The sequence below is a fragment of the Acrocarpospora phusangensis genome, assembly GCF_016862995.1.
Taxonomy (GTDB): Bacteria; Actinomycetota; Actinomycetes; order Streptosporangiales; family Streptosporangiaceae; genus Acrocarpospora; species Acrocarpospora phusangensis.
On sequence record NZ_BOOA01000003.1, the window covers coordinates 79,319 to 93,433 of the forward strand.

Below are 14,115 nucleotides of genomic sequence, written 5' to 3' on the forward strand. Positions count from 1 at the left end.
CCGGGTTCCTAGGCCGGAGTCGTCACTTGCTGAAGCCCGCGGTCAGGCCGCTGAGGAGCTGGCGGCGGCCCACGACGTACAGGATCAGGATGGGGAGGGTGGTGAGCACGACGGAGGCGAGGATCGCGGGAACGTTCACGCTGTACTGGCCCTGGAAGGCCCAGAGGGCGAGCGGGAGGGTGCGTTTGTCGGGGCTCTGGGTCAGGATCAGCGGCAGCAGGAAGCCGTTCCAGATGCTCAGCGCGTTGTAGATGGCCACCGTGACGACCGCGGGGCGGGTCAGCGGGAACGCCAGCCGCCAGAGCGTCGCCCATTCGGTGGCGCCGTCCATCCGCATCGACTCGAACAGTTCCTTCGGGACGTCGCGGATGAAGTTGGACAGGACGAGCACGGACAGCGGGATGGCGAAGGCGATCGACGGCAGGATCATGCCGAGCAGGCTGTCGTAGAGGTGCAGCCGGATGATGATCAGATAGACGGGGATGATGGTCGCCTGGAGAGGGATGGCCAGGCCCATCAGGAAGAGCGAGTTCACCGAACGCAGGAACCACCCCGACCGGCTCCGCACGATCGCGTACGACGCCATGAACGACACCAGGACGGCCGGCACGACCGCGCCCAGCGTCACGATGAGGCTGTTCACGAAGTACTGGATGAACCCGGCCTCGATCACCATCTGGTAGTTGCCCAGCGTCGGCTCCGTCGGCGGCGCCAGCGGATTGGACGCGTAGTAGCTGCTCTGCTCCTTGAAGCTGGTGATGACGATCCAGTAGATCGGCACCACCACGATCGCCAGCCACAACCAGCTGGCCGCGCCGGCCAGCCAGTTCCGGTGGCCGCCGACGATGCCCTGCGGAGTGCCGCGCCCAGGACGCGCGACGCTCGTGCGCTCCTGCTCGCGGGCGATGGTCGTCGCCATCAGGCGCCCTCCTGCTGACTGTGGGAGGCGTCGCGTCCGCCGAGCCGGCGCAGGAACAGCGCCAGGGCCAGGCCGACGAGCACGAGGATGACCGCGATCGCGCTGGCCGGGCCCATCAGGTTGGCCTGGAACCCGCGTTTCCACATGTCGAGGGCGAGCACCCGGGTGGTGTCCCCGGGACCGCCCGCCGTCAGCACGAAGATGAGGTCGAAGAAGGTCAGCGACCCGGCCACCATCAGCGTCGAGGACGTGATGATCGTGTACTTGAGCTGCGGCAGGGTGATGCTGAAGAACCGCCTGACCCGCCCGGCTCCGTCGATCTCCGCGGCTTCGTACATGGATCGGGGGATCTGCCGGACGCCCGCCTGGTAGATGAGCGAGTGGAACGGGATGAACTGCCAGGACACCACGAAGATGACGACGCCGAAGGCGAGTTCCGGCACCCCGAGCCAGTCCTGCACGAGCAGGTCGATGCCGAGCCCCGCGCCCAGCCCGAAGTTCGGGTCGAGCAGCGCCTTGTACGCGATGGCGATGGCCGCCGAACTCAGCAGCAACGGAATGAAGTACACCACCGACAGCACCGCGCGGTAGCGCTGCTTGCCGGCCAGGAACACCCCGAGCAGGATGCTGGCCGGCGTCTGGACCAGCCACGACAGGGCCATCACCAGGAAGGTGACCCAGAGCGCGTGCGGCAGGCCGGGATCGCTCAGCACGGCCGTCCAGCTGGTGAGGCCCGAGAACGTGATGTCGCCGATCCCGTTCCACGAGGTGAAGCTGAGCACGAGCACCCCGACCAGCGGGACGACCCCGAAGGCGATGAAGATCCCCAGGGCCGGGATGGCCAGCCACGCGAGGGAGCCATGCCCGCCTCGCGTGGCCGGAGTGGCGGGCGCGGTCACTTCCCGATGACCGCGTTCATGTTCGCCGCGTACTGCTCAGGGGTGATCGACAGCTGGAAGAGCTGGGAGATGTTGTCCAGCAGGACCTCGGCCGCGGTGGGGCTGAGCGCCTGGTCCCAGGACTGGGCGAAGGTCTTGGCGTTGCTGGCGATGCCGTACACGAACTGGAGCCATTCGGCGTCCTTGCTGGAGGCCAGCAGCTTGTCGGCGCCGTTGACGATCGGGACCGAGCCGGTGTCGGTCCACATCTTGACCTCCTCGTCGGAGAGCACCGCGGTGGCGAAGAACTTCTTGGCGATCTCCTTCTGCTCCGGGGTGGCCTTGGAGTAGATCGACAGGTACTGGCCGGGGTTGCCCACGGTGTTGCTGGGGTCGCCCTTGCCGCCCTCGACCGGCGGGAAGTTCATGTAGCCGAGGTGGCCGCCGGAGACGAAGTCGCCGCCGTCCAGCGCCATGGAGCCGTAGGTCCAGACGCCGTGCACCATCATCGCGGCCTTGCCCGTGTAGAGCAGCGCCTGGTCGGCGTTGGAGTCGGCGGTGATCGAGGAGAAGCCCTTGATGAAGCCGTCCGCCTTGACCAGGTCCTGCACCTTGGTGAGGGCGTCGATGGCGGCGGGGTTGGACCAGGCGTCCTTCTCGGCGTTGAACACGGCGTCGAAGACCTCGGGGCCGCCGACCCGGTCGAACAGGAACTCCAGCCACATCATGTTGGTCCAGCGGGACTGCCCGCCGAGCGAGAACGGCGCGATCCCGGCCTCGTTGAACTTGGGGACCAGGGCCATGATGTCGCCCCAGCTCGTCGGGGGCTCGGCGCCGATCTGCTCGAAGCACTTCTTGTTGTAGAACAGCACGACCGGCTGGACGGCCTCGCACGGCAGCGCGTAGATCTTGCCGTCGATGGTGGCCGCGCCGAACGAGGACGGGAAGAGCCGGTCCTTGACGGCCGGGTTCTCGTTCAGCCACGGCGTGAGGTCGTCGACCTGGTTCGACTGCACGTACGTGCGCAGACCGCCGCCGCCCCAGCCCCAGATGATGGTCGGCGCCTGGCCGGCCCCGAGCGCCGTCTTGATCTTCGTCTTGTACGCGTCGTTCTGGAAGGTCGTCGGCGTGATGCCCGCGGTGGGGTTGGCCTTGTTGAAGCGCTCGACGGAGGCGGTCCTGATGCCTTCCTGGGGCTGCGTGCTGAGATACCAGTACGTGGCGTTGGCGCTGCCGCCGCCAGCGCTCGCTGCGCCGCCGCCGGCGGGGGACGGACCGGAGGTGCCGCAGGCCGCCAGCGCGGCTCCGACGGGCACGCCTAAGGCGAGGCTGAGGAATGTGCGGCGATTGGGTGTTCTGGGCTCCACGCTGATCTCCGTACTCGAGGGCCGAGGCCGCGTCTGTTGATCATCGTTGGCGGTCATCGTGGCGGATCAGCGCCCCCGAAGCCCGAAAGCTTCAAGCCGGTCCACCGAAACATTTGCGACATGACCGCGCGGGATCGAAACTAAGTTTCGGCAGATGCCCTGTCAATAGGTATCGGGGGCGGGAATCGGGGCGTCCCAGTTAATTGGGGGTTGAACTGGGCTTTTGTTCTGGTTAACGTCTCGGGGGCAGGTCACTGCAGGGTCTCGAAATATTTCGAAAAATTAGCGACTGATGGGAGCAGTACATGACCGCTCTGGATCGCCACCCGTGGCAGGATCCCACGCTGTCCTTGCCCGAACGGGTGGAGGCCCTGCTCAAGGAGATGACCCTCGAAGAGAAGGTCGGGCAGTTGGGCAGCCGGTGGGCGAGCAATGACATACTCGCCGCGGAAGATCCAGACACCACAGCCGAGGCCGCGCCGACTGATCCGGGAGTCGCGGGCACCCACAACGTCGCGCCGTTGCAGGACGTGCTCGCCGCGTCCAGCGCCATCACCTTCGAGCAGGCCATCGAGTGGGGATTAGGCCACCTCACCAGGGTGTTCGGCACCCGGCCTGTGACCGCGGCGGAGGGCGCCGCCGAAGTGATCCGGATGCAGCGCGCCGTGGTCGCCCAGTCCCGCCTCGGCATCCCGGCGATCGTGCACGAGGAATGCCTCACCGGATTCACCACGTTCGGCGCGACCGTCTATCCCGCCGCCATCGCCTGGGGCGCCACCTTCGACCCCGACCTCATCGAGCGCATGGCCGGCGCCATCGGCGGCGACATGCGCGCCGTCGGCGTGCACCAGGGGCTCTCGCCGGTGCTCGACGTCGTCCGCGACTACCGCTGGGGGCGGGTCGAGGAGACGATCGGGGAGGATCCGTACCTGGTGGCGATGCTCGGGGCCGCGTACGTGCGGGGCCTGGAGAACGCCGGGGTCATCGCCACGCTCAAGCACTTCGCGGGGTACTCTGCCTCGCGGGGCGCGCGCAACCACGGGCCGGTGCCGATGGGCCGGCGCGAGCTGATGGACATGATCCTGCCGACCTTCGAGACCGCGATCGCCGAGGGCGGGGCGCGCTCGGTGATGAACTCGTACTCGGACGTGGACGGGGTGCCCGCCGCGGCCGATTCCTGGCTGCTCACCGAGCTGCTGCGGGAGGAGTGGGGCTTCACCGGGACCGTCGTCTCCGACTACTGGGCGATCCCGTTCCTCGCCTCGCAGCACCTCGTCGCCGCCGACAACGCCGAGGCCGGCGCGCAGGCCCTCAGCGCGGGCATCGACGTGGAACTGCCCGACACCATCGGCTACGGGTCCCACCTGGTCGGACTGGTGGCCTCCGGCGACCTCCCGGAGTCCCTGATCGACCGGGCCGCGCGCCGCCTGCTCCTGCAGAAGGCGCAGCTCGGGCTGCTCGACAACGACTGGACGCCCGAGGGCTCCATCGTGAATCCCACGGTCGACTTCGACTCGGCCGACAACCGCGCCCTGGCCAGGGAGGTGGCCGAGCGGTCGGTCATCCTGCTGGACGCGGGCGAGGTGCTGCCGCTGCTCGGCGACGGCCGGGAGGCGCCGCGCACGCTCGCCGTGGTCGGCTGGGGCGCGTCCGATCCGCGGACGTTCATGGGCTGCTACTCCTTCCCCAACCACGTGCTGCCGCGCCACCCCGAGCTGGGCATGGGCATCGACGCGCCCAGCCTGGTCGACGCCCTGCGCGAGGAGCTGCCGGACACCAAGATCGTGTACGAGCGGGGCTGCGACGTGCGCGGGACTGACCGGTCGGGCTTCGCGGCCGCGGTCGCGGCGGCCCAGGAGGCCGACCTGTGCGTCGCCGTGGTCGGGGACCGGGCCGGCATGTTCGGTCAGGGCACCTCCGGGGAGGGCTGCGACGCCGAGGACCTGCGGCTGCCCGGGGTGCAGGAGGACCTGGTGGCCGCCGTCGCCGCCACCGGCACGCCGGTCGTGGTGGTGGTCGTCTCCGGCCGGCCGTACGCGCTGGAGGACGTGCACCAGCGGACCGCCGCGCTGATCCAGGCGTTCATGCCCGGCGAGGAGGGCGCGGGAGCGATCTCTCGTATAGTCTCGGGGCGTGTCCAACCGGGAGGTAAGTTGCCCGTACAGATTCCGCGCCGTGAGGGCGGGCAGCCGGGCACGTACCTTCAGCCGCCGCTGGGAGCCGACAGCCACGGCATCAGCAACCTAGACCCGACCCCGCTCTTCCCGTTCGGGTACGGCGCCTCGTACACGACCTTCGAGGTCGGCGAGCTGCGGATCAGCGACACCGAGATCCCCACGGACGGCGAGTTCAGCGTGTCCGTCCGGGTGCGCAACACCGGCTCCCGGGCCGGGGACGAGGTCGTGCAGCTCTACCTGCACGACGTGCTGGCCCAGGTCACCCGCCCGGTGCGGCAGCTCGCCGGATTCGTACGGGTGCGCCTGCAGCCCGGGGAGTGCAAGGACGTGCGCTTCCGCGTCCACGCCGACCGGACCGCGTTCACCGGCCGCGACCTGCGCCGGATCGTCGAACCCGGGGACCTCGAGGTGTTCGTCGGCACCTCGTCCACCGACCTGCCCTGCCAGGGCGGGGTACGGCTGACCGGGCCGACGCGCGTCGTCGGCCACGACCGGAAGCTCGTGACGCCCGTGGAGGTGGAATCCCCCGAAGCGGACGGCGGGCGAGCGGACTCCGATGTTGGGCGGCAGAGGGGAACTGATGGCGGTTAGTCCTAGACGTGCCACCCTGGCCACGGTCGCGGCGTCGGCGGGGGTTTCCGTCGCGACCGTGTCCAAGGTGCTCAACGGACGCAGTGACGTCGCGCCGGCGACGCGGTCGCTGGTGCAGTCTCTGCTGCGGCAGCACGATTACGTCGCCCCGTCGCCGCGCCGGGGGGAGACTCCGGGCCGGGACACCGTCGAGGTGCAGTTCGACAAGGAGCTGAACGCGTACTCGACCGAGATCGTGCAGGGGGCGGTGGAGGGCGGCGCGGACCTCGACGTCGGCGTCGTCATCAGCATCAGGCGGCCCGCCGACCGGCCGGGCGCCTGGGCCCGCGAGCTGGTCGGCGCGGGCCGGCGGGCGCTGATCGCCGTCACCAGCGAGCTGACGCCGGGGCACCTGACGGCGCTGTCGCGGGCGCGGCTGCCGCTGGTCATGATCGATCCGCTGAACCTGCCGCGGGCCCGGGTGACCAGCATCGGTTCCACCAACTTCGCGGGCGGGCTGGCGGCGACGCAGCATCTGCTGTCGCTGGGGCATCGGCGGATCGCGTACATCGGGGGGCACGCGACGGCGGCCTGTCATCAGGCGCGGATGCACGGATATCGGGCGGCGATGGAGGCGGAGCACGCGGAGGTGCTTCCGCATTACGTGCAGACCGGGCATTTCCAGTACCACGACGGTGTGGTGGGCGGCGCGGCCCTGCTCGACCTGCCGGAACCGCCGACGGCCATCTTCGCGGGCAACGACGCGACGGCCCTGGGTATCATCGAAGCCGCCCGGGAGCGCGGCCTGCGCATCCCCGAGGACCTCAGCATCGTGGGTTTCGACGACACCCAGCTCGCGCCGATGGCGTCACCGCCGCTCACCACCATCCGGCAGCCGCTGCGGGAGATGGGCGCCGTCGCCCTGCGCACCGCACTCCGCCTGGCCGCCGGCGAGAAGATCGACTCCCATCACGTGGAACTGGCCACGTCCCTGGTGATCAGAGGATCGACGGCTCCCGTCGCGGCCGAGGAGAACGCGCGCCGAGCCGGGTAACGGTCGCATCGTGGGATCTGTCGGTGCGGCCGATGATCGCCGGTATGCGTGCGTTGGTACGCCCGGGGCGGAGCGGTCACGATCGTCGGGTTACCGCGTCGCGCGTACACGGGCGGATCGACGTGCTCGTCAGGCGCCGTTCAGGCGGATGAACTCCTCCAGGGAGAAGCGGCCGTCCGAGTCGACGTCGGCGGCGCTGTTGAGCGCGCCGATCGCCTCCCGCGGCAGGTCGGGGAAGTGGGCGCGCAGCTCCGCCTCGGTGACGTAGCCGTCCCCGTCCTGATCGATCGAGTCGAATTCGCGCCGAAGCGCGTCCAGCCGCTCCTGGGTGAGCTCCACAGTGCCCCTACTCTCTCGCTACGGCTTTCCAAGATAAGCGGATATTCACGCATAAAGCGCGGCTAGGCCCTGGGCTGTGGCGGCCAGTTTCGCGCGGAGGGCCGGGGGGTCCAGGACCTCGCATTCGGCGCCGAGCCGGAGGAACTCGCCGTGGGCGTGGGTGAGGGACTCGATAGGCACGGTGGCGGTGATCCAGCCGAGGGCGTCGGGGGGTGAGGCGGTCTCCGCCACCGCGCGGGCGACCTGGGAGCTCATCGTCTCGGTGAGCCGTTCCCGGCCGGCCGGCGAGAGGCGTACCACGGCCTGGCCCTGGATGAGGCGGGCGCGGAAGCCGGCGAGGTGGTCGCGCCAGAACGCGCCGAGGTCGAAGCCGTCGGCGCGGGTGAACGTGTCGTCCGTGACTTGGAGTTCCAGGATCTGGCTGACCCGGTAGGTGCGCAGCGTCGCCTCGCAGCTGGCGATGAGGTACCACTTGCCCGCTTTGAGCACCAGCCCGTACGGCTCCAGCGTGCGTTCGACCTCGCAGGGCTCGCGCCAGCGGTGGTAGAGCACCTGGATGACCTGCCTGTTCCAGACCGCCCCGGCGACGGCCGGGAGGTGCGGGACCTGGTCGCCGTCGTGGTACCAGCCGGGGGCGTCCAGGTGGAAGTGCTCGCGGATGCGGCGGGAGCCCTCGCGCAGGTCCGGCGGGAGCGCGGCCTCGATCTTGAGTTCCGCGGCGGCGGCGAGGGCGCCCAGGCCGAGCTCCCGGGCGGGTCCGGGCAGCCCGGCGAGGAACAGGGCCTGGGCCTCCTGCTCGGTCAGGCCGGTCAGGCGGGTGCGGAAGCCGCCGAGCAGCTGGTAGCCGCCCTGGTGCCCGGCCTCGCCGTACAGGGGGATGCCGGCGGCGTGGAGGGAGTCGACGTCGCGGTAGACGGTGCGGACGCTGACCTCCAACTCGTCGGCGAGCTGTCGCGCGGTCATGCGGCCACGGGCCTGCAACAGGAGCAGTACGGACAGAAGCCTAGAAGCTCGCATTCCACTGACAGTACGTGTCAGTGGAGCACTCGTACGGTGCGGGCATGGCAATCAGCGAGAACAACTTCGACTTCCTGGTCGGCACCTGGGACGTGGCCAACCGCAAGCTGCTCAAGCGCGGGGTCGGCTGCGAGGACTGGGAGGAGATTCCGGCCACCACGGCCGTGCGCGGCTTCTTCGACGGGGCCGGCAACTTCGACGAGATCGTCTTCCACACCCAGGGCTACCGGGGCGCGACCGTACGGCTCTACGACGCCCGGACGGATCTGTGGTCGCTGCACTGGATCGACGGACGGGTGGGCATGGACCCGATTCCGTGTGTGGGCCGGTTCGGTGACGACGGGGTGGGCCGGTTCTTCGCGGACGACACCTGGGAGGGCCGGCCGATCCGGGTGCGGTTCATCTGGTCCGCGATCACGCCGACCTCCTGCCGGTGGGAGCAGGCCTTCTCCTACGACGGCGAGCGGACCTGGGAGACCAACTGGATCATGGACTTCACGCGGACCGGCTGAAACACGGTAGAGCGCTCTCTCGTTCCTGTGGTCACCGGTGCTCTGACATGCAATAACACGCAAAATAAGTCACAGCCTGGGAATCTGCCCGTGGATCTGGTTCGGAAACGTCTTTTCCTGTTACGGGAGAGCGCTCTTGTGAGGTTATTGACTCGGAACCGTTACCCGGTCAGGATTCGGCGTGTCGGCAGCCGTTTGCTACCCAGAGCGGACTTTCTATGAGCAGACCTCTCGCCCGGCCCCGCCTGCTGGCGGTCCTGGCCGGGCTCGCCCTTCTGACCGGGGGAGTCGTCCCCAGCGCGAACGCCGACAGCGGGAAGCCGGGCAGGCAACCCGAGATCGGGCAGCCCGCGATGGAGCACGGCTGCGCCCGGATCGAGAAGCGCCTGCCCGCGCTCTCGGACTGGCCGAAGGTCAAGAGCCGGATCGGCCGGGACTCCTCCGACGAGAAGCGCATCGCGAAGATCGTCGCCGGGATGACGCTGGCCGAGAAGGTCGGCCAGATGACCCAGCCGGAGATCGCCGCCATCACCCCCGACGAGGTCAGGCAGTACGCCATCGGCTCCGTGCTCAACGGCGGCGGCTCCTGGCCCAACCGGGACAAGCACGCGCCGCCGCAGGCGTGGCTCGACCTCGCCGACGCGTACTGGCAGGCCTCGGTGAGCACCCGGACCAAGATCCCCGTCATCTGGGGCATCGACGCCGTGCACGGCAACAACAACGTGTTCGGCGCGACGATCTTCCCGCACAACATCGGCCTCGGCGCCGCCCAGGACCCCTGCCTGCTGCGTGACATCGGCGAGGCCACCGCCGAGCAGATCCGCGCCACCGGCCAGGACTGGGCGTTCTCGCCCACCCTCGCCGTGGTACGCGACGACCGCTGGGGCCGTACCTACGAGGGCTTCTCCGAGGACCCCCGGATCACCCGCGCGTACGGCTACGAGATCGTCCGCGGCCTCCAGGGCGGCGACTCCCGCCGGCTCGGCTCCAAGGGCGTCATCGCCACCGCCAAGCACTTCATCGGCGACGGCGGCACCCTGCGCGGCGTCGACCAGGGCGTCAACCCGTCCTCCCCGCAGGAGATGATCAACCTGCACGGCCAGGGCTACTACGGCGCGCTGGCCGCCGGCGCCCAGAGCGTGATGGTCTCCTTCAACAGCTGGACCAACGCCGACCTCGGCATCAACGAGGGCAAACTCCACGGCAGCGAGCTGGCCCTGAACCAGATCCTGAAGAAGAAGATCGGCTTCGACGGCGTCGTGGTCTCGGACTGGAACGGCATCGGCCAGGTCGCGGGCTGCACCAACGCCAACTGCGCGCAGGCCGTCAACGCCGGCATCGACGTCTTCATGGTGCCCAACGAGTGGAAGGCGTTCATCGCCAACACCATCGCCCAGGTCGAGTCCGGCCAGATCCCGATGGCCCGCATCGACGACGCGGTCACCCGCATCCTGCGGGTCAAGCTCCGGGCCGGGCTGTTCAGCGCGCCCAAGCCGTCCGCCCGTCCGCTGGCCGGGTCCGCGCACGCGCTCGACGCCGAACGGCTGGCCCGCGAAGCCGTACGGAAGTCGCAGGTGCTGCTCAAGAACAAGGGCAAGGTGCTGCCGCTCGACTCGCGGGCCAAGGTCCTGGTGGTCGGCAAGAGCGCCGACAACCTGCAGAACCAGACCGGCGGCTGGTCGCTGACCTGGCAGGGCACCGGCAACACCAACGCCGACTTCCCTAACGGCACGACCATTCTGGCCGGTCTGCGGGAGGCGCTCGGCGCGGACGACGTGACCTTCAGCGAGACGGGCGACGGGGTCGATCCGGCCGCGTACGACGCGGTGATCGCCGTCATCGGCGAGACCCCCTACGCCGAGGGCGTCGGCGACCTGGCCAGGCGCACCCTCGAAGCGGCCAAGCTCTACCCCGGCGACCTCGCCGTCCTCGACAAGGTCAGCGGCAAGGGCGCCCCGGTCGTCACCGTGTACGTGACCGGCCGCCCGCTCTACGTCAACAAGGAGCTCAACCGCTCCGACGCCTTCGTGGTGGCCTGGCTGCCCGGCACCGAGGGCGGCGGCGTCGCCGACCTGCTCGTGCAGGACCGGCACCGCCGCGGCGACGGCTACACCGGCAAACTCTCCTACTCCTGGCCGAAGAGCGCCTGCCAGACCCCGCTCAACCCTGGCGACGAGGGCTACGACCCGCTCTTCCCCCTCGGGTACGGCCTGCGTTACGGCCAGACCGGCAACGTCGGCACGCTCGACGAGACCTCGCCCGAGTTCGCGTGCGGCTCGACCGGCGGCGGAGGCACGGCGACCGAGGACCTGGAGTTGTTCAACCGGACGGACGTCGATCCGTACCGGAGTTTCATCGGGTCGCCGGAGAACTGGGGCGGCACCCAGATCGGCCCCGACGGCACGGCCTCGCACGCGGAGATCAACGTGGTGCCCGCCGACGTGAACGTGCAGGGCGACGCGCTCAAGACCACCTGGACGGGTGTCGGTCCCGGCCAGATCTACCTGCAGAATCCCGCCGGGGGCACCGACCTGCGCGGGTACCTGAACGCGGACGCCGCGCTGGTCTTCGACACGATCGTGCACGCCCCGCCGGCGGCGCGGACCGTGGTCAGCCTGCACTGCGTCTACCCGTGCTTCGCCGAGGTGGTGGCGACGAACCTGTTCACGGGGCTGGCCGCCACGGGCGCCAAGGCGACCGTCAAGATCCCGATCTCGTGCTTCGCGGCGACCGGGCTCGACATGGAGAACGTCAACACGACGTTCCTGGTGTACACGGAGGGCGCGTTCTCGGCCTCCTTCGCGAACGTGCGCTGGGTGCCCCAAGCCGCCAAGGACGCCGACGCACTGAAATGTGGTGATTTGTCGTAACGGTTGACTCGTGGGCCGGTCGTGTTGCGGCATGACCGGCCCTCGGTTTTCCGGCGACCGTCGAGGTCATGTCATCTTCTGCCCATGACGCTTGACCTGCTCCCATCGCCCTTGATTTGGTCGATAAGGGGGATCTGTCATGGTTGATGTGCACCACCGGTACGCCACCGTGCTCGGGCGGCGGATGTTCTACCGGGAGGCGGGGCCGCAGGACGCACCCGCTGTCGTCCTGCTGCACGGGTTTCCGACGAGTTCGTTCATGTTCCGGCACCTGATTCCCCTGCTGGCGGACCAGTACCGCGTCATCGCCCCCGACCACATGGGCTTCGGACTGACGGACGCGCCACGCGCCGACGAGTTCGACTACACATTCGAGGCGCTGACGGACCATACGGAGAAACTGCTGGCCGACCTCGGGGTGTCCCGTTACGCGATGTACGTCCAGGACTATGGCGCGCCCATCGGCTGGCGGCTCGCGGTACGCAACCCCGCGGCCGTCACGGCGATCATCACCCAGAGCGGCAACGGCTACGAGGCCGGGTTCGTCGACAGCTTCTGGGAGCCCATCTGGGCGTACCAGCGGGAACCGAACCCGCTGACCGAGAAGGCCCTCCGGGAGGCGTTCACGCTCGACGCGATCAGGTGGCAGTACGTCACCGGCGTCCCCGACGAGACCCTCGTCAGCCCGGACACCTGGCATCACGACCATCAGATGATCTCCCGGCTGGGCAACGACCGGGTGCAACTGGCCCTGCTTCTGGACTACGCGAGCAACGTCCCGTTCTATCCGCGTCTACACGATTATTTCCGAAGCCACCGGCCGCCGCTGCTGGCCGTGTGGGGTCAGGGCGATCCGGTGTTCAGCCCGGCCGGTGCCCGCGCGTTCGCGGACGACCTCCCGGATGCCCAAATCCACCTGCTCGAAGGCGGCCACTTCCTGCTGGAGAGCGCCCTCGACGAGGCCACCGAGCTGATCAGGGAGTTTCTCGCCCGGACTCAGCGCGGTTGATCGGGGATCATGGCGCGGCCGAGGAACGGGGTGAGGGCGAGTCCGGCCAGGGAGAGCGCCACCAGGAGCCAGATCGTGTCGTGGAAGGCGTTCCCGCTCCGGGCCTCGTAGAAGGCGGCGATGCCGGCGATGCCGAGGGAGCCGCCGATGCGCTGGGCGACGTTGAACACCGTGGTTCCGTCGGCCATGTCGGCTTTGGCCAGGCCGTTCATCATGCCCATGATGATGGGCTGGAGGGTGAGCCCGAGAGCCACGCCCCGGCCGCCCAGGAGCAGGGCGAGCAGCCACGGCGGGGTGTCCGGGGTGACCAGGAGCAGCAGGGCGGTGACCGCGGCCAGCAGGAGCATGCCGAGGGCGACGGTCGTCCGCAGCCCGCGGGTGCCGACGAGCTTCTCGCCGAGGCCGGCGCACAGTCCCATCGTGATGCCCTGGGGGAGCAGGACGAGGCCGGTGGCCACCGGGGACAGGTGGGCGCTCTCCAGCAGGAACACCGGAATCAGGAACAGCATCGCGAACAGCACGACCGAGGCGACCACCGAGACCAGCACGGCCACCCGGCTCGCCGCCGTCGACAGCAACCCCAGCGCCAGCGCCGGATGGCGGGTACGCCGTGCGTGCACCCCGTACCCGGCGAGCAGGACGAGCCCGGCGAACGCCGGAATCCATCCCCAGCCGGTGTGCCCGGTGACCAGCGAAGCGCCGTAGATCGCACTCGTCGCGCCGAGCCCGAGCAGGGCCAATCCGACCAGGTCCAGCGGGCTCCGGTCGCCGTCGGCACGAGGCGGATCGGGGGGCAGCCGCCGTACCCCGAGCAGGCCGATCGCCACCAGTGGCACGTTCACCAGGAAGATGAGCCGCCACCCGCCGGCCGCCACCAGCAGCCCGCCGATCGTCGGGCCGAGCGCGGGCGCCAGGAAGAACAGCAGCCCGGCCACCATCGGCGGACGCGCCCCCCGCTCACGCTCACCCCCGAACAGCAGCGTCAACGCCAGCGGGATCAGCGGCGCGCTCGCGACCCCCTGAACCGCCCGCAACCCGATCAGCGCCTCCACGCCCGGCGCCAGCCCGCACGCCGCCGACGAGACCGCGAACGCCACCAGCGCGAACATGTACAGCCGCCGGTTGCCCACCCGCCGCGCCAGCCAGGCGGTCGCCGGCAGGCTGACCCCGATCCCCAGCAGGTACGCGCTGATGATCCACCCCGTGGTCGACAAGGGCGCCCGCAGCTCCGTCGCGATCTCCGAGACGGCGACGTTCACCGCGTTGGAATCCACCATCGACACGAAGGGCCCGCACACCAGCCCGGCCAGCACCAGCGGCCCCGGCCGCACAGTCGTCGTGCGCGAACTTTCGCCCATCACGTCAGCGGACATGCGAGCAGGCCTCCCCACGGTCGGCACCGA

11 protein-coding genes are annotated in these 14,115 nt (G+C 69.6%); 5 read left to right on the forward strand and 6 right to left on the reverse strand.

Annotation, left to right across the window (positions count from 1 at the left end):
* Positions 1 to 22: 22 nt before the first annotated feature.
* Genes Aph01nite_RS02590 through Aph01nite_RS02600 form a run of 3 tightly spaced genes read right to left on the reverse strand, consistent with a single transcriptional unit; the run spans position 23 to position 3,113 of the window.
* On the reverse strand, positions 23 to 919 hold the full coding sequence (locus tag Aph01nite_RS02590; RefSeq protein WP_204039071.1) for a carbohydrate ABC transporter permease: 897 nt from the start codon (positions 917 to 919) through the stop codon (positions 23 to 25).
* The gene (locus tag Aph01nite_RS02595; protein WP_239161352.1) at positions 919 to 1,818 is read right to left on the reverse strand and encodes a carbohydrate ABC transporter permease; all 900 of its coding nucleotides are present in this window, start codon (positions 1,816 to 1,818) and stop codon (positions 919 to 921) included. The genes Aph01nite_RS02590 and Aph01nite_RS02595 overlap by 1 nt, the downstream gene beginning before the upstream one ends.
* The gene (locus tag Aph01nite_RS02600; RefSeq protein ID WP_239161353.1) at positions 1,815 to 3,113 is read right to left on the reverse strand and encodes an extracellular solute-binding protein; all 1,299 of its coding nucleotides are present in this window, start codon (positions 3,111 to 3,113) and stop codon (positions 1,815 to 1,817) included. Before Aph01nite_RS02600 ends, Aph01nite_RS02595 begins: the two co-directional genes overlap by 4 nt.
* A gap of 356 nt (positions 3,114 to 3,469) precedes the next feature.
* On the opposite strand from Aph01nite_RS02600, the gene Aph01nite_RS02605 reads away from it, so the two are divergent.
* Together Aph01nite_RS02605 and Aph01nite_RS02610 are read left to right on the forward strand one after the other, a co-directional pair.
* Entirely contained in the window at positions 3,470 to 5,932 is a 2,463-nt protein-coding gene (locus tag Aph01nite_RS02605; RefSeq protein ID WP_204039073.1) for a glycoside hydrolase family 3 N-terminal domain-containing protein, read from the forward strand.
* Entirely contained in the window at positions 5,922 to 6,965 is a 1,044-nt protein-coding gene (locus tag Aph01nite_RS02610) for a LacI family DNA-binding transcriptional regulator (RefSeq protein WP_204039074.1), read from the forward strand. Before Aph01nite_RS02605 ends, Aph01nite_RS02610 begins: the two co-directional genes overlap by 11 nt.
* 129 nt (positions 6,966 to 7,094) lie before the next feature.
* On the opposite strand, the gene Aph01nite_RS02615 is transcribed toward Aph01nite_RS02610, so the two are convergent.
* Entirely contained in the window at positions 7,095 to 7,304 is a 210-nt protein-coding gene (locus Aph01nite_RS02615; RefSeq protein WP_204039075.1) for an EF-hand domain-containing protein, read from the reverse strand.
* Between the two features lie 45 nt (positions 7,305 to 7,349).
* Positions 7,350 to 8,321, reverse strand: a complete 972-nt coding sequence (locus tag Aph01nite_RS02620) for a helix-turn-helix transcriptional regulator (RefSeq protein WP_204039076.1) — start codon at positions 8,319 to 8,321, stop codon at positions 7,350 to 7,352.
* A 44-nt stretch (positions 8,322 to 8,365) separates the two neighbouring features.
* On the opposite strand from Aph01nite_RS02620, the gene Aph01nite_RS02625 reads away from it, so the two are divergent.
* The 3 genes from Aph01nite_RS02625 to Aph01nite_RS02635 all read left to right on the forward strand — a co-directional run bounded on the left by Aph01nite_RS02625 (position 8,366) and on the right by Aph01nite_RS02635 (position 12,712).
* Entirely contained in the window at positions 8,366 to 8,833 is a 468-nt protein-coding gene (locus Aph01nite_RS02625; protein ID WP_204039077.1) for a hypothetical protein, read from the forward strand.
* Positions 8,834 to 9,051: 218 nt separating this feature from the next.
* On the forward strand, positions 9,052 to 11,703 hold the full coding sequence (locus Aph01nite_RS02630) for a glycoside hydrolase family 3 protein (RefSeq protein ID WP_204039078.1): 2,652 nt from the start codon (positions 9,052 to 9,054) through the stop codon (positions 11,701 to 11,703).
* Between the two features lie 139 nt (positions 11,704 to 11,842).
* Positions 11,843 to 12,712 carry an alpha/beta fold hydrolase gene (locus Aph01nite_RS02635; protein WP_204039079.1) on the forward strand — a complete coding sequence of 290 codons (870 nt, stop codon included), beginning with the start codon at positions 11,843 to 11,845 and terminating at the stop codon, positions 12,710 to 12,712.
* Here the strand turns inward: Aph01nite_RS02635 and Aph01nite_RS02640 are convergent.
* Positions 12,700 to 14,085 (reverse strand): MFS transporter, encoded by a 1,386-nt coding sequence (locus tag Aph01nite_RS02640; protein ID WP_204039080.1) that lies wholly within the window; start codon positions 14,083 to 14,085, stop codon positions 12,700 to 12,702. The two genes, Aph01nite_RS02635 and Aph01nite_RS02640, sit on opposite strands and share 13 nt — an antisense overlap.
* Positions 14,086 to 14,115: the final 30 nt, after the last annotated feature.